The organism is Brenneria tiliae, assembly GCF_023347575.1.
Classification (GTDB): Bacteria; Pseudomonadota; Gammaproteobacteria; order Enterobacterales; family Enterobacteriaceae; genus Brenneria; species Brenneria corticis.
The window spans coordinates 233,506-251,207 of sequence record NZ_JAKPCB010000099.1; the positions used below are offsets into that span (position 1 = coordinate 233,506).

The following is a 17,702-nucleotide window of genomic DNA, read 5'->3' on the forward strand; positions in this document are numbered from 1 at the left end:
ATCGGTAACTTTTTATATGTCCCGTCTGGCCGGAAAGTTTTTCCCTGGTGTTGGCCGAATTGGCAGCCTGACCGTCGCGGTCAGGTTTTTTTTCTCCAACACAACGAGATTTATTATATAGGGCGAATCAAGATCCGTAAGCTGTACTTAAGTACTCACCTGCCCTAGACTTTAGTACAGTTCCCTATACCCCCAGGGAAAATTGGACCTTCAGGGAGCCAGCATGTTTTCAATTTTTGATAAAAATCAGATAGTAACAGATACACTCAGAGACTACATCGACAGAAAACTGTCCCTGCCCGGCAGTTCGAAATACGCCTATACGGTCGTCAGCAAAAAAAATCCGTCAGAGATCCTTATAATTTCCAATTATCCTGACGAATGGGTCGAACTTTATCGCCTGAATAATTTCCAACTCATCGATCCGGTTATACTCACGGCCTTTAAGCGCTCTTCGGCATTCGCATGGGACGAAAATATCACGCTGATGTCCGATCTGAAGTTCACCAAAATCTTTTCTCTATCCCGACAGTACAACATCGTCAACGGCTTTACCTTTGTGCTGCACGACCATTTCAACAATCTGGCTCTGTTGTCCGTCATTATTGGCAGCCGCGAACAGGGGGAGCTGGAAGAGTATCTCTCTTCCGAACGAGGGGTTTTGCAGACGTTACTGATTGATATTAACGAGCAGATGTACCGGCTTGCCCGCTCGGCGTCATCCGACAGACAACAGAATGACGAGAGCAAGAATAAAGCCATCTTTACCCCGCGCGAAAATGAGGTGCTTTACTGGGCCAGTATGGGAAAAACCTACGCGGATATTGCGGCAATCGCAGGCATCTCCGTCAGTACGGTAAAGTTTCATATGGGAAATGTCGTCATCAAGCTGGGCGTCAGCAACGCCCGTCAAGCCATCCGATTAGGCGTTGAACTGGATCTGATTATGCCGGCAGCGACAGCGGCCAGGTGATAACGGACTGGGGCGAACATCCGGGCAAGGCGGCGAACCCGGACGCCATCCTTTCCTGGTCTTCGGAACCGGTCGGGAGATACACCAGGTAGATGCGCTCACGCTCATTGAGAAACGCCTCTTTGAGCGGCCTGATCCGCCAACCCGAACGCTTCAGGATAGTCAGCATCGGCCGGCTCACAATGGTGTGAATAGCGCTGCGCTCGTGGCTACGGGCCCAATTGATCATGGCGAGAAACAGCGCCTGGCTTACCGGATAACGTAAGCCAGGCAACTGTCGTGCGCGAGTCTTGTCGACAAAAAACCGGCTTGACTCAACGCCTGAGGCCGGCAACGTTACGTCGCCGAAACATTCCTGGAAAGTGTGAGTTATCATATTCGGCCGGTCAAGACCGATAAAACGCACGCTGCAAATCAGCTGCCCTTCACACAGTCCAAGTATATAGCGCGTGGCGGGATTATCGAACTCATCGAATTCCATATCGTAACTGCACACCACATCCCATCCGAGACGATCGCTGAAGGTTTTTTTCCTCAGCCGGTAAAGCTCATCAGAGTGCTTACCAGTCAGCTCATCGTAGCTAACATCAAACAGTTCAAGCATTCCATAACCCTTTTATTTTTTATATATTGCGGCTGGTATTCTACAATATTTTTTAACTATCTGGGTTAAAGCTGGTAATTAAAGGAAGTAGTTAGATGGTCAGGTACTGATTTACGATGGGGAAACGAAGGCGACCCGACGCCGGATAGGCCGCCAATCAGGAAAGATATTCTACGATGATATGCTGGCAACAGCCAAACGAAAGCGGGCTAGCCTAAGCTAACCCGTTGAATTGTTTGGCGGAGGAGTAGAGATTCGAACTCTAGAACGCTTTCGCGTCGCCGGTTTTCAAGACCGGTGCCTTCAACCACTCGGCCACTCCTCCGCAATGACGCGCACTATAAACAGAGTGCTGGGTCTTGTAAAGCATCATTGCGTTCAATTGCCTGAAAAATAATCTCTTGTGATTCAGGCGGACGCAAAACCGCCATAACGTTCATAAATATAGCGATTTACAGCGTAAAGAAGGGTAAAACACCTTTAATAACGTACGGTAACTATTTACTCTTTGGGGTTGGATATGGCCCCCTTAAAGAGAGAGTCGCTGCTATGGATCGTATTGTTGTTTCATCAACCCGCGAAAGCTCGTTGCTCAGCACCCATAAAGTGCTGCGTAATACCTATTTCCTGCTATCGCTGACATTAGGCTTTTCCGCCGTCACCGCCACGGCCAGTACGGTACTTAACCTGCCGGCGCCTGGATTGCTGTTAATGCTGGTCGGCTTTTATGGCTTGATGTTTCTGACCCACAAGCTGGCGAATAGTCCCGCCGGCATTCTGGCGGCCTTTGCGCTGACGGGCTTTATGGGCTACACGCTGGGCCCGCTATTAAGCACGCTGATATCTTCCGGCTCGGGCGATATTATCATGCTCGCCCTCGGCGGCACGGCGCTGGTCTTTTTCTGCTGTTCGGCCTATGTATTAACCACCCGCAAGGATATGTCTTTCCTGTCCGGGATGTTGATGACCGGTTTCGTGGTACTGGTGGTCGCGGTGATTGCCAACCTGTTCCTGCAAATCCCGGCGCTGCATCTGGCTATCAGCTCGCTGTTTATTCTGTTCTCCGCCGGTGCGATTCTCTGGGAAACCAGCAACATCATCCACGGCGGTGAAACCAACTACATTCGGGCTACCGTCGGCCTGTATGTGTCGATATATAATATTTTCGTCAGCCTGTTAAGCATTCTGGGCATTATGCGTAACGATTAACCGTCGCCCGATATCAACCTCAGGCCTCGCTTATGCGGGGCCTTTGTTTTATTGCCGCTATATTCTTGACCAAAGAAATTTTTGTTAAACTGACGCGAAGTCACATTGTATTTGAGGAAATATGTTGGAGTTTGAAGGCCGTATCATTGAAACGGATGCGCAAGGATATCTGATGGAGAGCGCCGACTGGAGCGAAGCCCTGGCCGCGGCATTGGCCGAGCGCGAAGGCATTCCACTGACGGATGCGCACTGGGAGGTGGTTAGATTTGTGCGGGCGTTTTATCTGGAATTCAATACCTCACCGGCCATTCGCATGTTGGTGAAGGCGATGGCGCAAAAATATGGGGAAGAAAAAGGCAATAGCCGTTATCTGTATCGGCTGTTCCCCAAAGGCCCCGCCAAGCAAGCGACCAAGATTGCCGGCCTGCCCAAGCCGGTGAAATGCATATAGCATTTAGTAACGAATGCTGAATCCTTTATAATCGAATTTATCGTGCGGCTCGGTGAGGACTTTTTCCACGCTGGCACTGCGCGGGCCGCCCTGTTTCAACCATTCAACCAATTGTTCAACCGCCTGATGTTCCCCGCAGGCGATAACTTCCACGCTGCCGTCGCTGCTGTTGCGAACATAGCCGCTAAGCCCCAACTGCGCGGCCCGATGCTGGGTACTGTAACGAAAACCAACCCCTTGAACCACGCCGTAAACATAGGCGGCTATAGATACTGTCGGCATTCTCCCTCTCCTCTCTATGTAATGCAGCCATTCATTAAACGGCCTGATAGCATCTTCTGAAAAATGTCGTCATGCTATTATTATAGTATTCAGCCGTCGCATTCCGGGCCAAAAACAAGCTTATCCGCCGCCCGCTCTACTTGAAAAAAACCACCGATCCCCCATTTAGAGTGTGTCAGAGATTTATCAGGAGGTTATATGATCGTCTGTAAATTTGGTATCGGACAACAGATTCGTCATAAGCTGCTGGGGTATCCGGGTGTGGTTATCGATATCGACCCCGAATATTCACTGGAAGCCCCCGCGTGGGAGGAACTGGATGCTCAGGACACTCTGCGCACGGCCCCTTGGTATCATGTGGTAATGGAGGATGGCGCAGGGCAGCCTATTCATACCTATCTGGCAGAAGCCCAGTTGATCAAGGAAGAATCCTACCTGGGCGATCATCCCTCATTGGATGAATTGGCTAAAGTCATTCAGAGCCGAGCGCCGCAACTGCGCCACTGATTGGCGCCGGTATGGCCGGTCAGGCGGCATTTATCCGTTGCGGCGCTAACGGCGTTAAATACCGCGCTTATTTCTCCAGGCCCAGACGGGGAATTTCAATTTTAGGGCAACGGTCCATGACCACCTGCAAGCCCGCATCTTTTGACAGAACGGCGGCCGCTTCATTTATCACCCCGAGCTGTAACCATAACACTTTAGCCCCGATGGCTATCGTCTCTTTGGCGATATCATAAGCCGCTTCCGGCTGACGAAACACGTCGACCATATCAACAGGTTGGGGAATGTCGCTCAAACTGGCATAAACTTTTTGCCCTTGCAACGTCTGCCCCGCCAGTTTCGGGCTTACCGGTATCACCTCATAACCTTGCTCAAGCAGATAGGCCATGACGCCGTAACTTGCCCGGGTCGTTTTCTCGCTGGCCCCGACAAGCGCAATGGTTTTTACGGTTTTCAGTACGGATTCAATATCGCTGTCTTTCATCATGCTCTGCCTCTTTTACGCCACTCTTTATAGTGTATCCTATATTTCCCCCGGCGAGAGGCGTTGCCCAAATACCCATTACGCCGGCAAAGTGATGATTTTACGCGCAGTTACCGTGGATTTGCGGCGGCGGCTCGCATTTTTTCTTTTTATCGCTTTGCTCTGAAACAGCGTTTCCGTAATCTGTCTTGCCATATCGACAGTTTTACCCTACCGACTGAAGGACGTAACCATGGAGTACACCACCCGCACCATTGCAGCGCATAAACATATCGCTTTGGTCGCGCACGATCACTGTAAGCAATCGCTGTTGAACTGGGTAGATACCAATAAAGCCGTGCTTAGCGAGCATCAGCTTTATGCGACAGGGACAACCGGCAATCTGATCCAGATAAATACCGGCCTTCCCGTCAAGAGCATGCTGAGCGGGCCGATGGGGGGCGACCAGCAGGTCGGTGCGCTGATCTCGGAAGGGAAAATAGATTTGATGATTTTCTTTTGGGATCCGCTCAACGCCGTGCCGCACGATCCGGATGTTAAAGCGCTGCTGCGGCTGGCCACGGTGTGGAATATTCCGGTGGCGACCAACCGTTCGACGGCTGACTTTCTCATCAACTCGGCGCTGTTCAGACAGCCTGTCGAAATCGCCATCCCCGACTATCAGCGATATCTTCAGGAGCGGTTAAAATAACGCCTTTTCGCAGCGGCAGGCCGCAGCCGCATCGCCGGCCTGTTTATTCCCCGCGCTTCAGGGTTTGCGCTGCGATGGCACTCCCAGCTTGCGCAGCTGTTCGATAAATACCGACGGATTTTTACTATCCTGCAACAACCAGACCCGGTGCTTGGCCCTGGTTAACGCCACATACAGCAAACGACGCTCTTCCGCATCTGGAAAGTCCTCAGGCTCGGGCAATAGCACCTGTTCAAGAACGGACTCGCGCGCGGGGGCGGGGAAACCATCTTTACCGTCGTGCAGACCGACTATAATCACATATTCCGCCTGCTGACCTTTACTGGCATGAACCGTCATAAAGTCGATAGGCAAATTCGGCCATTTTGTCGCCGCTTTCTGCAACACCTGAGGACGTAAATGGTGATAACGGGCCAAAAGCAGCACCCGCTCGTCCGGCTTAACGAAACCGCTTAATTTATCCAGCAACGGTTCCAACTGTTCCTGAGGCAGGATCGTCACCGCCTTTTTATCCCCTTTACTCAGGCTATTAAGCGGTTTTTTCAGCTGATAAGGATTCTGCTGAATAAACTGGTTGGCGATTTCGCCGATACGCTCATTAAAGCGATAGGTCGTATCCAGCGCGCACTGTTCACTGACGCCGAAGTTTTGTTCAAATGCGGTTGTCAGCGACAGTTCCGCCCCGCTGAAGCGATAGATGGCCTGCCAGTCATCCCCCACGGCAAACAGGCATGTTCTGCTGTTTTTCCTGCGCAGTGCGGATAACAGACGGGCGCGCTGAGGGGAGATATCCTGAAACTCATCCACCAGGATATGTTTCCACGGGCTGATAAAACGCCCGTTATCCAGCAGGTTGACCGCCTGATGGATCAAACCGGAAAAGTCTACGGCATTTTCATCTTTCAGCGCCTTCTTCCAGGCTTTCAATAAAGGCGACATCAGTCGGATCCGCTGCTGAAACGACGAACGAAGCGCTTCCGGCGCCTGTTCAATCATCTCGCTCTGGCTGCCGCCGTGCATGCGCATCAGACCAATCCAGCGCTCCAGGCGACCGGCCAGGCGTTCGGCCAATGCCGGATCGCGCCAGAAGTCCCCCTCGGGAATCGGCCACGCCAGTTCCTCCGTCAGCCATTGCCGCCAGCCTTTGGCCTGCGTCTTTTTCTCCGAGCACTGTTGCTGCCAGTGGCGTATCAGTAATTCGCGGCGCTTTTTACCATTGCTTTCCAGTTGGCTAATCTGGGGAATTTTTCGGCTGGACTGCTCGATGATATGCAACGCCAGGGCATGAAACGTTTTCGCCTGAATATCTTCCGTGTGCAGCCGGGCATGAATTCGCTCATTCATTTCTTCCGCCGCCTTGCGCCCAAACGCCAGCAGCAGAATCTGTTCGGGAACGGCGTCCCCGCGATGCATCAACCAGGCGGCGCGCGCCACCAGCACCGACGTTTTACCACTGCCGGCGCCCGCCAGCACCAGAACGGCATCTTCACCATTCATTACCGCCTTGCACTGGGCGACGTTCAGCGCCGTAGCTTCCACCGATTGAAAAAATTCCTGCTGCGACACCAGCGAACGCTCCATCCACTGCTGATTGCATTCCGTACGTTTCCTGGCTCCGTGCTCAAGCCACTGCTGGCAAAGCTGATGGTTATCCCGGCAAATTTCAAATGATTCCAGCCGGGCAACCGGCAGCGGAAGCGAGGCCAACGTGGTGCGGATATTCTGCTGCAGCTGCTCCAGCGCCTTGCGGCCGAACCAGTCGTCCTGCTGTTCCAGCGCGTGGATTTCGTCCGCCTGTTTTTGCAACACATCGGCGCTCACCAGGCTCATTTCCTCGCTCCACGCCTGCCAGGATTTAACCAAATAACGGTAAAACGCCTGCGTTTCCTGCCACTCCGTGCCATGTAAACGCACAACTTTGCCGGCAGCCAATTCAAACTCCAGCTCTCCCCATACCAACCCTCTTTTACAATGAATATCGAGCAGTTGGTTGAACGGGAGCACGTATTCATGTCTATCGCCGCTCACTTCGACGCCCGCATTAAGCATCCTCACCCGGTTATAAGGGTGTTGCGCCAAATGTTTACCTAAAGCCGTTGATTTAAGTTCCATTATCTTTGCGCCATGAATATTGTGAGATTTTTATCGTCCATCGCCATAGTTTACCCGCTATCCGCATTTAGGCTCCAGCGCTAAAAACAGGTTAGGATATCTTGCCAGTTAATGTAATAATTCGTTTATCATCATAGAGTTTGGTCGTTTCGGGAATACAGGAGTACCTATGCGCACCGTATTGAATATCCTTAATTTCGTGCTGGGAGGTTTTTTCACCACCTTATCCTGGCTTCTTGCTACGGTGGTCAGCGTCCTGCTGATCTTCACGCTGCCGCTGACGCGCTCATGCTGGGAGATCACCAAGCTGTCGCTGTTGCCCTATGGCAACGAGGCCGTTCACGTTGACGAACTACGCCCGGATGGCAGGAATGCCATTTTAAACACCGGCGGCGCCGTGCTGAACATCTTCTGGTTTATTTTCTTTGGCTGGTGGCTATGCCTGTCGCATATCGTTACGGGCATTGCGCAATGTATTACCATCATCGGCATTCCGGTTGGCATCGCCAACTTTAAAATCGCCGCCATCGCGCTGTGGCCGGTCGGTCGCCGCGTGGTATCAGTGGAGATGGCCCAGGCAGCCAGAGAAGAAAACGCCCGTCGCCACTATCGTTAACTGAGCCTGAGGATATATCGTTGCTCGCATTCACGCCCGGGATCCGCCGCTATGTCTATAACAGCAGCTGGCTGTATAACATCCGTATATTTATCGCGCTTGCCGGCGCGTCGGCCGTTCCCTGGTGGCTCGATCAGCCGACGGCGACAATCCCGCTGACGCTGGGCGTGGTTGCCGCCGCGCTGGCCGATCTCGACGATAGCCTGACCGGACGCCTGCGCAACCTGTTTATTACCCTGCTCTGCTTCTTTATCGCCTCGGTTTCGATAGAGCTGCTATTCCCCTATCCCTGGCTATTCGGCATCGGCCTGGCGTTATCTACCTGGGGTTTTATCCTGCTCGGCGCTCTGGGACAACGTTATGCCACCATCGCCTTCGGCGCTCTGCTGATCGCGGTATATACCATGCTGGGGATTTCGCTTTACGACACCTGGTATCAACAACCCATCATGCTGCTGATAGGCGCGCTATGGTACAACCTGCTCACCCTGTTCGGACACCTGATCTTCCCGATCCGCCCGCTACAGGAGAACCTGGCGCAGTGTTATCAGCAGCTTGCGCGCTATCTCGATGCCAAAGCCAATCTGTTCGATCCCGATGTTGAAGAAGAGTCGGACGAACCGCTGATTGAAGTCACCATGATCAACAGTCAGGTGGTGGCGACCCTGAACCAGACCAAATCGTCATTGCTGACGCGTCTGCGGGGCGACCGCGGCCAGAGAAGCACCCGGCGCACGCTGCACTACTACTTCGTCGCGCAGGACATTCATGAGCGAGCCAGCTCGTCGCATGTCAATTACCCGCAGCTGCGGGAAAAATTCCGCTATAGCGATGTGCTGTTTCGTTTTCAGCGCTTACTCTCAATGCAGGCCCGCGCCTGCCAGCAACTGGCGCAGTCTATCTTATTCCATCAAAAATATCAGCATGATAGCCGTATTGAACGCGCCTTCGTCCATCTTGAATCAGCGCTGGCGCGTATTACTGCAAGCCAGGGTGCCGACGCCTCGCAAATCAAGGCGTTACAGTACCTTCTGAATAATTTGCGGGCCATCGACGCGCAGCTGGCGACCATTGAATCGGAACAAACCATCGAACAGGAAAACAATCCGGAAAATACGCTGGCGGATGACAAGATTACCGGTTGGAGCGATATTCGGCTAAGGTTCGGTCGCCATCTGACGCCGCAGTCGGCGCTGTTTCGTCATGCCGTTCGCATGTCGGTGTTGCTTTGCAGCGGCTATGCCTTTATTCAGATTACCGGCATGCAGCATGGATATTGGATCCTGCTGACGAGCCTGTTTGTTTGTCAGCCCAACTATAATGCAACGCGACGGCGGCTGGCCCTGAGAATCATCGGTACGTTGACAGGTATTTTGCTCGGCCTGCCCATTTTATACTTCGTTCCCTCCCTTGAAGGGCAACTGACGCTTATCGTGATCAGCGGCGTGCTGTTTTTTGCTTTTCGCCACGTGCAGTATGCGCACGCCACCATGTTTATTACGCTATTGGTGCTGTTGTGCTTCAATCTGCTGGGCGAAGGCTTTGAGGTTGCGGCGCCGCGCGTCATCGATACCCTGATCGGGTGCGCCATCGCCTGGGCGGCGGTAAGCTTTATCTGGCCGGACTGGCGCTTTCGCGGGCTACCTGCCGTTATCAATAAAACGCTGGATGCCAATTGCCGATATCTTGCCGCGGTGATGGCGCAATACCGCCAGGGTAAAGATAATAGCCTGGCATACCGCATTGCCCGCCGGGATGCTCACAACTGCGATGCGGAATTAGCGTCCGTGGTTTCCAACATGTCGTCGGAACCGCATCACATCAAACAGAAAATGGACGGTGCTTTTCGCTTGATGTGCCTTAATCATACCTTGCTGAGTTATATCTCCACCTTAGGCGCGCATCGAGAAAAAATTTCGTCGGCGGAAATACTTAAATTACTTGATGATACCGTTGGTTACGTTGACGATGCGTTGCATCATCATGAGACGGAAACCCCGCGTATAAACCAGGAACTGGATGCCATAGCCGACCGCATCCAATCCCTGTCGCCGGAACCAGACAGCAAAGCGCTCTTGGTTATTCAGCAGATTGGTCTACTCATTGAACTATTGCCCAAGCTTACTCAATTGAAAAATGAGATGGTTAAGCGGTAAAAAATAGTCAACGAATAAGCGCCGCGCCTCAACGATCGTGCCCTTTAAACGAGGATGACGCATGGCGCTCGTACCATTCCAGCAGCTCTTTGCGGATACCTTTCGGCAATGCCGCCTGATGGGTACCGCATATCGCGCCGGCAAGCGCCAGCAATATATTGACGCTCAGATTGGCTCTGACTTTGCGCAATTTCAGATAGCTGGTTTTGGCGCCGTATTGCTGTAACTCATCGATGTTCTTTATACCCGCCTTCCAGAGCAGACGTTCAAGATCGTGATTGAGATTGGGCAAATCCTTCAAGCGCCCGCCTCTGCTCTGAGCCGCCTTGTCATATTGCGCGCCCGCCAGGGACATACCGGCAAAGTGCAACAGCTGCGCATGGTTTTCCCATAGCGATTCATCGACAAGGTAATAATTCAACGGAAACGGCATTCCGCGCTTGGTATAAACCAGATGAGGCATATTGCGGTCGCGAAAATGCTTTTCATCGTTCTTGCCGGCGCGCAGATAGAGTTCGCCCCCCGACACAACCCCAAAAATAATTTTATTTGCTGCGATGCTGTAGCCGCCAAACTGGGAGCGCGAGGTGATCTCCCCCAAAGACGCAAAATGACATTTAGACTGTAAAATCCTTTTTTCGCTTAACTGTTTCATTACTGTAATCCTTAGTATTGAAATAATCTGTCCCTGTCAGATTGGATTATCAATTACAGGAACATGTAATTAATCACAGGGCAAAGGCAGCTTCAAACATAAAATAGGCTTGTCGAGCGTTGCATGCTGAATATGCGAGGCGCTTTGAAAAAATCAGGTTGATTTTCATCCATACAGGAGATACTGTATGTGCATACAGTAATGCTATGGGTGGAACTCAATTATGCGAACTCAATCACTCAGTTCTTACAACGATCAACCGTCGCCCTTTTCCGGTAACCAATCGGCCACGGCGTCTTCTGTGGCTAACGGTGGAATGATCAGCGAAATCGTCTACAATGCCGATCAACCCATAGTTACCTATTTGCTGCTGCCGCTCTTGCAACAGTTAGGCGCGCAATCACGCTGGCTGCTTTGGCTGTCTCCCCAACAGAAGCTTAGCCGCCCCTGGTTGCAGCAGTCTGGACTGCCGCTGGATAAAATCGTTCAGCTAAATCATATCAACCCCCTATTGACGGTTGATGCCATGGAAAAGGCACTGCTGACGGGAAATTACAGTGCGGTGCTGTGCTGGTTGCCCGACGATTTGACTGAAAAAGAGAAGGTAAGATTGCGCCAGGCAGCCCTGTCAGGAAACTCTTATGGCTTCATCATGCGTCCGGAAAAGACAAATTTTGACGCCTATAGACTGCTTCCCAGTCTGAAAATTCACTCAACATTGTATCATTAAGTAAATTAAGAATATTCTCATGCGGTTTGGCGCAAAATTAGAATATTACCCGGCAACCCTCGCATTCCGGGGGTTCTCTGGTATTTTCACTCATTCGAAAACCGGCCATATCTGTCAAAATCGTCTACTATTTGTTAGTAAATGTGTATGAAGCGTTAATTTTTCCATGATGCTCATCACATCATACTTGTAAGTTTCTCATCACGTTGTAGACTTTAACACGCTGGAGTTGCTCTTTTATAACGCCAATCTATTTGGCAGTGAGTAATAAATAAGAGCAAGGTCTCCTGTTAAAGGATTTTAACCAAAGGTCTATTAACCTTCCGCGTTAATTGCCGGTTTGGATGATAATGAGGCGTAAAATGAAAAAAACAGCTATCGCAATTGCAGTGGCACTGGCGGGCTTCGCTACCGTAGCTCAAGCCGCACCTAAAGATAATACCTGGTACACCGGTGGTAAACTGGGCTGGTCCCAGTACCACGATACCGCTCTGTATGGCAATGGTTATCGAGTAACCAACAACCCGGATGAAAGCCAACTGGGTGCTGGTGCGTTCCTCGGTTACCAGGCCAATCAGTATTTAGGCTTTGAACTGGGTTATGACTGGCTGGGCCGTATGAAATATACCGGCGCCAACCACGGCGACTTCAGAGCGCAAGGCGTTCAACTGGCGGCTAAACTGAGCTATCCGGTCGCCACCGATCTGGACGTTTATACCCGTCTGGGTGGTTTCATTTGGCGTGTCGATAGCAGTGATGACGTCGGGCACAGCAACAACGACACCGGCGTATCTCCGCTGGCTGCCGCCGGTTTGGAATATGCCATCGACAAAAACTGGGCAACTCGTCTGGAATACCAATGGGTTAACAACATCGGCGATGCAGCTACCGTTGGCGGCCGTCCTGACAATGGCCTGTTGAGCGTTGGTGTTTCTTACCGTTTCGGTCAAGATGACAACTACGTAGCCCCGGCTCCGGCCCCGGCACCGGCTCCAGTGGTTGAAACCAAGCGTTTCACCCTGAAGTCTGACGTACTGTTCAACTTCAACAAATCCACGCTGAAAGCGGAAGGCCAGCAATCACTGGATCAGCTGTACTCCCAGTTGAGTTCTCTGGATCCGAAAGACGGCTCCGTTGTCGTTCTGGGCTTCACTGACCGTATTGGTTCCGACCAGTACAACCAGGCGCTGTCTGAAAAACGCGCACAGAGCGTTGTCGATTACCTGATTTCCAAAGGTATCCCGGCAGACAAAATCTCCGCTCGCGGCCACGGTGAAGCAGACCCGGTTACCGGTTCTACCTGCGACAACGTGAAACCTCGCGCTGCGCTGATCGACTGCCTGGCACCGGATCGCCGTGTAGAGATCGAAGTTAAAGGCATCAAAGACGTGGTAACTCAGCCTCAGGCTTAATTGTTATCGCTGAAAAAAACCTCGCTTCGGCGAGGTTTTTTTAATTTATAAGCAAATAACCGTATTTAGCTAGTCGCTTTCTTTATTCAGAATCGCCTTGAGATCCTGTTTCAACAGCGACATCTGGCTGGCATATTTTTCTTTATGCTCGGCATCCTCAATCAGTTGCACAATGGTATCCGATAACGTGCTACCCCGCCTTTGCGCCAGTCCCGCCAGACGTTGCCAGACAAGATATTCCAAATCGATCGATTTCTTACGGGTATGCTGATGCTCGGCATCAAAATGACGTTTACGCCGCGCACGAATAGTTTGCTTCATGCGGTTTTCCAGCGCAGGATTCATACACTGTTCGATCCATTCCAATACCTTTACCGGCTGATTTTCCAGTTTCAGCAGTAAATTCACCGACTCCTCAGCAGCGCTAAGCTCCAGGAAACGGCTAATCTGCTCACCTTCCCGGTGCTTCTTAACCAGGTATTTCCATTTCCATCCGCACTCAAGATTTTCTAATTGTTGATATTTCATACTATATGTCTTCAGTGACCGCGTAACGTTGGCCTTAGCATAGCAGTTTTTTTCCGCCTTTCACCACTCTCTGGCTATTTTTAAGACTGTTTTTTGCCCAAATCTGGCTAATTGAGCGCGGTCATTTTTTATCATATGACGCTTCGCATGTGCAGCCCGCATTATTCTTGTATAATCACGCTTTTCCTTTAGACGATTATATTTGACACTTTGACCAGTAACCGACTCGCATGGCAGCATTTGCTGCCCAACCATACGCCTTATCAAACGTTATTCAACCAGGCCGCACAGCTTACTTCTGCTGAATTTTCCGCTATCCAACCGCGTTTGGCCGACAGTTTGATGCTTTTTTGCCACCCGCGCGCGCCTTCGCGCTTTATGCTGCTGAAAGCCCAGGAGAATAGCGAATACATAGCGCTGATTGAACGAGCCGTGAAAGCCATCCGACCTGAATCCGACGCGTTGTACGGCAGTCAATACATCGTAGCAGGCAGCGATATTCAGATACGGTCGGCAACCCAGGCTAGTGACAATTTTGCCTCACAGAGCACCTGTTGCAGTCAGGAATGGATTGAAGCAGAGCAACTATTTGGATGTGTGCGTTATTTTCGCGATGAAGTCACCCTCCATCCAGGATTGATCCATCAGGTAAACGGCGGCACGCTGATTCTTTCCGCCAGGGCATTGCTGGCACAGCCGTTAATGTGGTTACGCCTGAAGCAAATTATTGCCGAAAGGGTATATCGCTGGCTTTCCCCTGATGAACGCAAACCGCTGCCCGTCGATATTCCGCCCATGCCGATGGATATTCGCTTAATCATTCTCGGCGATCGGGAAAGTTTAGGCGATATCCATGACATGGAGCCGGAATTGGGCTCGGTGTCCGTATACGGTGAATTTGAAACACAGCTACAGCTGATTGAAAGCGACGATATGGCGCGCTGGTGCGCCTATATCAATTCACTGTGCCGGGAAAATCATCTGCCCATGCTGACTGCCGATGCATGGCCTGAATTCTTTAAGCTGGCCGTACGCTACAGCGGCGATCAAGGTAGCCTGCCATTATGTCCGCTATGGCTGACCCACGAGCTTAAGCATGCCGCTCTATATACGCAAAGCCAGGAAATCAATGCTCAGACGCTTATCGACGCGGTAACCGCCCGCCGCTGGCGCGAGGGCTATCTGCGCGAACGTATGCAGGATGAAATTGAACTGGGCCAAATCCTGATTGAAACGGATGGTTATGTTATCGGGCAGGTCAACGGGCTTTCCGTACTGGAATATCCTGGTTACCCGCTGACGTTTGGCGAACCGACTCGCATCAGTTGCGTGGTCCATCCCGGTGACGGCGAATTCACCGATGTTGAGCGCAAGGCCGAACTTGGCGGAAATCTGCATGCCAAAGGCATGATGATTATGCAGGCGTTCCTGATATCCGAATTAGAGCTCGACCAACAGCTTCCCTTCTCCGCCTCCATTGTTTTTGAACAATCCTATGGCGAAGTTGACGGCGATAGCGCTTCGCTGGCGGAACTGAGCGCGCTGATCAGCGCCCTCGCCATGCAGCCGATTAATCAGCAGATTGCCGTAACCGGTTCGGTTGATCAATTCGGGCATGTGCAGCCTATCGGCGGGGTAAATGAAAAAATTGAAGGCTTCTTTGAAGTTTGCCAGCGTCGCGGTTTAACCGGGCAACAGGGGGTAATTCTACCTGCGGCCAATCTGCGTCACTTATGTCTGCAAGAAGAGGTCGTAGCCGCCGTTCGCGAAGGCCAGTTCCATCTCTTCCCGGTGGAAAACGCGCCGGAGGCGATATCATTACTGACAAACCTGGCTTACGACGATACTCACCAGCCCAATTTGCTGGCCGCTATCCGTGAAAGAATCGGCCAACTCAACCCGCAGGAACGACGGCGTTTCCCGTGGTTTTTCCGTTAAGCAAACTGGTTTAACCAGACGTAACGGACTTGCTCAGCGTACATCTGTACGCTAACCTGCGTGCTTCACTAAAACAAGGCTTACAGAGAACATGGTAGATAAACGCGAATCCTATACAAAAGAAGACCTTCTTGCCTCCAGCCGCGGTGAACTGTTTGGCCCGCAAGGACCACAGCTGCCGGCGCCCAATATGCTGATGATGGACCGTGTGGTAAAAATGACCGAAGACGGCGGCATTCATGGCAAAGGCTACGTGGAAGCGGAGCTGGATATCAACCCTGAGCAGTGGTTCTTTGGTTGCCATTTTATCGGCGATCCGGTGATGCCCGGCTGTCTGGGTCTGGATGCCATGTGGCAGTTGGTCGGCTTCTATCTGGGTTGGCTGGGCGGCGAAGGGAAAGGACGCGCGCTGGGCGTAGGTGAAGTAAAATTCACCGGGCAGGTTTTGCCTAGCGCTAAAAAAGTCACCTATCGTATTCATTTCAAACGCGTCATCAACCGCCGTCTGGTTATGGGTATTGCCGATGGTGAAGTGCTGGTAGACGGCCACCTAATCTATACGGCAAATGAGCTGAAAGTCGGCCTGTTCAAAGACACAAGCGCCTTCTGAATGTATGCGCGGGCGAAAAGCCATCTGGCCGTTCGCCCGCGGTAACCAAGGCCGTGTTCCGAGCTATTATTGCTGGCCCGGCTGTTGCTGATTATTCATTTCATTGGCGATCGACTGACGGACATCCTGAGGGATCTTCAACGACGCGGCCAAGGCGTCCAGATAGCTTTTCTCCATAAAATGGTCGACATCAATCACCGCGCTGCTCAGAAAATAGACTTCCAGCGCTTCTTCCTCATTCTTGATATCTCTGGCTAACAGCTCCGGATCGAGCGGTTGCGCTATAGCCTCCTGTACCCACTGCTGAGCTTCGCTGCCCAGTTGCAGTTGGCGGATATTTTCATCAATCCGCTGTTTTTCGGCGTCATCGATATGGCCGTCGCTCTTGGCCGCAAACACCAGCGCCTGAATCAGACGCCGGGCTCGTATATTGTCCGGTGATGACTGCACGCCAAATTGCGGATCGTCCTGATGCGTATCCCGAACCCGCTTTTTATACTGATTCCATAGCACAACGCCAGCCGCGGCGCTGCCCCCGATAATCAATGCGTTCTTACCCAGGGAACCCATTATTTTCCGGGCCGATTTATTCGATAACAACACGCCGGCCAGTCCCCCTAGTGCGGCTGGCTTCAGCATATCGCCCAGATTGCCATTCCTGCCGCCCTGATGATGATTACCCGGCTTAGGGCCGCCGGAGCCTAATAGCCCCTGAATCTGTTGTATCCACTTATTCATTTTTCCACCTCAAGGAAATCGTGTTACAGATATACACGCTGCAATGCCATAGTAAAACCTGGCAGACGTTTTTTTGTCAGGTTATGTATATCAATGAAAAGTATAAGACCCTTTCATTATCGTCCGCGCATTCTTTGCTGCGATGATTTGCGCTTTATTTTTGAAACGGTATACTGAATCCAATAAATTGAAATGCAGTTTTAAAAAATGTAGTTGTCTGTCACAAAAAAGGAACGAACATGAAAATTGCTCTTATTAATGAGAACAGCCAGGCTGCCAAGAATGAACTGATTGCCGCTACCTTGACCAAGGTTGTCGAGCCGCTGGGGCACACTGTTTTCAACTACGGTCAATATTCTGCCGAAGATGCCGCACCGCTGACTTATGTGCAGAACGGCATTCTGGCTGCGATTCTGCTCAACGCCGGCGCCGCTGATTACGTGGTAACCGGCTGTGGCACCGGCGCTGGCGCGATGCTGGCCTGTAACTCTTTTCCTGGCGTGATCTGCGGTCTGGTGGTTGATCCCTCCGATGGCTATATGTTTGCTCAGATCAACGACGGTAACGCCATCTCCCTGCCGTTCGCCAAAGGTTTTGGCTGGGGCGCGGAGCTGAACCTGCAATATATCTTCGAAAAACTGTTCGAATGCGAAGGCGGTCAGGGTTATCCGCGCGACCGCGTTATTCCGGAACAGCGCAACAAGAAGATTCTGGATGCGGTCAAGGCCGTAGCCTACAAGGATCTGATCACCATTCTGAAAGGGATCGATCAGGATCTGCTCAAAGGCGCCATCAGCGGTCCAAAATTCCAGGAATACTTCTTCGCCAACAGCAAAGATGAAGCGCTAAGCGGTTACATTAAGGGGCTGCTGGCTTAGCAGCACCCAAAGTCAACGAGACAAGACCACAGCTGATTTGCGCTGTGGTTTTTTTCGGCCGTTGATTTATGTTTTATACAATAAAATGCATAAATATCCTTTATATCGGGTCGCCGTCATCCCCCGGAGTT

19 protein-coding genes and 1 tRNA gene are annotated in these 17,702 nt (G+C 51.6%); 12 read left to right on the forward strand and 8 right to left on the reverse strand.

What is annotated here, in order from left to right; translation table 11 throughout:
- Window positions 1-223: 223 nt before the first annotated feature.
- Window positions 224-973, forward strand: a complete 750-nt coding sequence (locus tag MFP24_RS14860) for a LuxR family transcriptional regulator (protein WP_249230960.1) — start codon at window positions 224-226, stop codon at window positions 971-973.
- Here the strand turns inward: MFP24_RS14860 and MFP24_RS14865 are convergent.
- Together MFP24_RS14865 and MFP24_RS14870 are read right to left on the reverse strand one after the other, a co-directional pair.
- Window positions 945-1,577, reverse strand: coding sequence for an acyl-homoserine-lactone synthase (locus MFP24_RS14865; protein ID WP_249230959.1), 633 nt, complete (start codon window positions 1,575-1,577; stop codon window positions 945-947). The genes MFP24_RS14860 and MFP24_RS14865 overlap by 29 nt on opposite strands.
- A gap of 237 nt (window positions 1,578-1,814) precedes the next feature.
- Window positions 1,815-1,902 (reverse strand) — tRNA-Ser (locus tag MFP24_RS14870).
- A 224-nt stretch (window positions 1,903-2,126) separates the two neighbouring features.
- Between MFP24_RS14870 and yccA the strand changes: the two genes are divergently transcribed.
- Both yccA and tusE read left to right on the forward strand, forming a co-directional pair.
- The gene (gene yccA, locus MFP24_RS14875) at window positions 2,127-2,786 is read left to right on the forward strand and encodes an FtsH protease modulator YccA (RefSeq protein WP_136168051.1); all 660 of its coding nucleotides are present in this window, start codon (window positions 2,127-2,129) and stop codon (window positions 2,784-2,786) included.
- 121 nt (window positions 2,787-2,907) lie between these two features.
- Entirely contained in the window at window positions 2,908-3,237 is a 330-nt protein-coding gene (gene tusE, locus MFP24_RS14880; protein WP_249230958.1) for a sulfurtransferase TusE, read from the forward strand.
- 3 nt (window positions 3,238-3,240) lie between these two features.
- Here the strand turns inward: tusE and yccX are convergent, their stop codons facing one another.
- Window positions 3,241-3,519 carry an acylphosphatase gene (gene yccX, locus MFP24_RS14885; RefSeq protein ID WP_249230957.1) on the reverse strand — a complete coding sequence of 93 codons (279 nt, stop codon included), beginning with the start codon at window positions 3,517-3,519 and terminating at the stop codon, window positions 3,241-3,243.
- 198 nt (window positions 3,520-3,717) lie between these two features.
- Between yccX and hspQ the strand changes: the two genes are divergently transcribed.
- The gene (gene hspQ / locus MFP24_RS14890) at window positions 3,718-4,026 is read left to right on the forward strand and encodes a heat shock protein HspQ (RefSeq protein ID WP_249230956.1); all 309 of its coding nucleotides are present in this window, start codon (window positions 3,718-3,720) and stop codon (window positions 4,024-4,026) included.
- A gap of 67 nt (window positions 4,027-4,093) precedes the next feature.
- Here hspQ and MFP24_RS14895 read toward each other — a convergent pair whose 3' ends face one another.
- Complete coding sequence (locus MFP24_RS14895) at window positions 4,094-4,507, reverse strand: CoA-binding protein (protein ID WP_249231153.1); 414 nt, start codon at window positions 4,505-4,507, stop codon at window positions 4,094-4,096.
- A gap of 232 nt (window positions 4,508-4,739) precedes the next feature.
- On the opposite strand from MFP24_RS14895, the gene MFP24_RS14900 reads away from it, so the two are divergent.
- Window positions 4,740-5,198: a methylglyoxal synthase gene (locus tag MFP24_RS14900; RefSeq protein ID WP_249230955.1), complete on the forward strand. Its 459-nt coding sequence runs from the start codon at window positions 4,740-4,742 to the stop codon at window positions 5,196-5,198.
- Between the two features lie 57 nt (window positions 5,199-5,255).
- Here MFP24_RS14900 and helD read toward each other — a convergent pair whose 3' ends face one another.
- Window positions 5,256-7,310: a DNA helicase IV gene (gene helD / locus MFP24_RS14905; RefSeq protein ID WP_249230954.1), complete on the reverse strand. Its 2,055-nt coding sequence runs from the start codon at window positions 7,308-7,310 to the stop codon at window positions 5,256-5,258.
- A 169-nt stretch (window positions 7,311-7,479) separates the two neighbouring features.
- Here helD and MFP24_RS14910 point away from each other — a divergent pair, with 169 nt between their 5' ends.
- Both MFP24_RS14910 and yccS read left to right on the forward strand, forming a co-directional pair.
- Complete coding sequence (locus MFP24_RS14910; RefSeq protein WP_249230953.1) at window positions 7,480-7,926, forward strand: YccF domain-containing protein; 447 nt, start codon at window positions 7,480-7,482, stop codon at window positions 7,924-7,926.
- 20 nt (window positions 7,927-7,946) lie between these two features.
- Window positions 7,947-10,082, forward strand: coding sequence for a YccS family putative transporter (gene yccS, locus MFP24_RS14915; protein ID WP_249230952.1), 2,136 nt, complete (start codon window positions 7,947-7,949; stop codon window positions 10,080-10,082).
- 28 nt (window positions 10,083-10,110) lie between these two features.
- Here yccS and MFP24_RS14920 read toward each other — a convergent pair whose 3' ends face one another.
- Window positions 10,111-10,737: a TfoX/Sxy family DNA transformation protein gene (locus MFP24_RS14920; RefSeq protein ID WP_249230951.1), complete on the reverse strand. Its 627-nt coding sequence runs from the start codon at window positions 10,735-10,737 to the stop codon at window positions 10,111-10,113.
- A gap of 223 nt (window positions 10,738-10,960) precedes the next feature.
- Here MFP24_RS14920 and sulA point away from each other — a divergent pair, with 223 nt between their 5' ends.
- Both sulA and ompA read left to right on the forward strand, forming a co-directional pair.
- On the forward strand, window positions 10,961-11,467 hold the full coding sequence (sulA, locus tag MFP24_RS14925; protein ID WP_249230950.1) for an SOS-induced cell division inhibitor SulA: 507 nt from the start codon (window positions 10,961-10,963) through the stop codon (window positions 11,465-11,467).
- Window positions 11,468-11,829: 362 nt separating this feature from the next.
- On the forward strand, window positions 11,830-12,879 hold the full coding sequence (gene ompA / locus MFP24_RS14930) for a porin OmpA (RefSeq protein WP_136168061.1): 1,050 nt from the start codon (window positions 11,830-11,832) through the stop codon (window positions 12,877-12,879).
- A gap of 69 nt (window positions 12,880-12,948) precedes the next feature.
- Here the strand turns inward: ompA and matP are convergent, their stop codons facing one another.
- Complete coding sequence (gene matP / locus MFP24_RS14935) at window positions 12,949-13,407, reverse strand: macrodomain Ter protein MatP (RefSeq protein ID WP_249230949.1); 459 nt, start codon at window positions 13,405-13,407, stop codon at window positions 12,949-12,951.
- A gap of 210 nt (window positions 13,408-13,617) precedes the next feature.
- Between matP and MFP24_RS14940 the strand changes: the two genes are divergently transcribed.
- Window positions 13,618-15,345 carry an AAA family ATPase gene (locus MFP24_RS14940; RefSeq protein ID WP_249230948.1) on the forward strand — a complete coding sequence of 576 codons (1,728 nt, stop codon included), beginning with the start codon at window positions 13,618-13,620 and terminating at the stop codon, window positions 15,343-15,345.
- Window positions 15,346-15,436: 91 nt separating this feature from the next.
- Window positions 15,437-15,955, forward strand: coding sequence for a bifunctional 3-hydroxydecanoyl-ACP dehydratase/trans-2-decenoyl-ACP isomerase (fabA, locus tag MFP24_RS14945; protein WP_249230947.1), 519 nt, complete (start codon window positions 15,437-15,439; stop codon window positions 15,953-15,955).
- 66 nt (window positions 15,956-16,021) lie between these two features.
- On the opposite strand, the gene MFP24_RS14950 is transcribed toward fabA, so the two are convergent.
- A complete protein-coding gene (locus MFP24_RS14950) occupies window positions 16,022-16,693 on the reverse strand; it encodes a tellurite resistance TerB family protein (protein ID WP_249230946.1) in 672 nt (223 codons plus the stop codon).
- Between the two features lie 239 nt (window positions 16,694-16,932).
- Between MFP24_RS14950 and MFP24_RS14955 the strand changes: the two genes are divergently transcribed.
- Window positions 16,933-17,571: an RpiB/LacA/LacB family sugar-phosphate isomerase gene (locus tag MFP24_RS14955; RefSeq protein ID WP_249230945.1), complete on the forward strand. Its 639-nt coding sequence runs from the start codon at window positions 16,933-16,935 to the stop codon at window positions 17,569-17,571.
- Window positions 17,572-17,702: the final 131 nt, after the last annotated feature.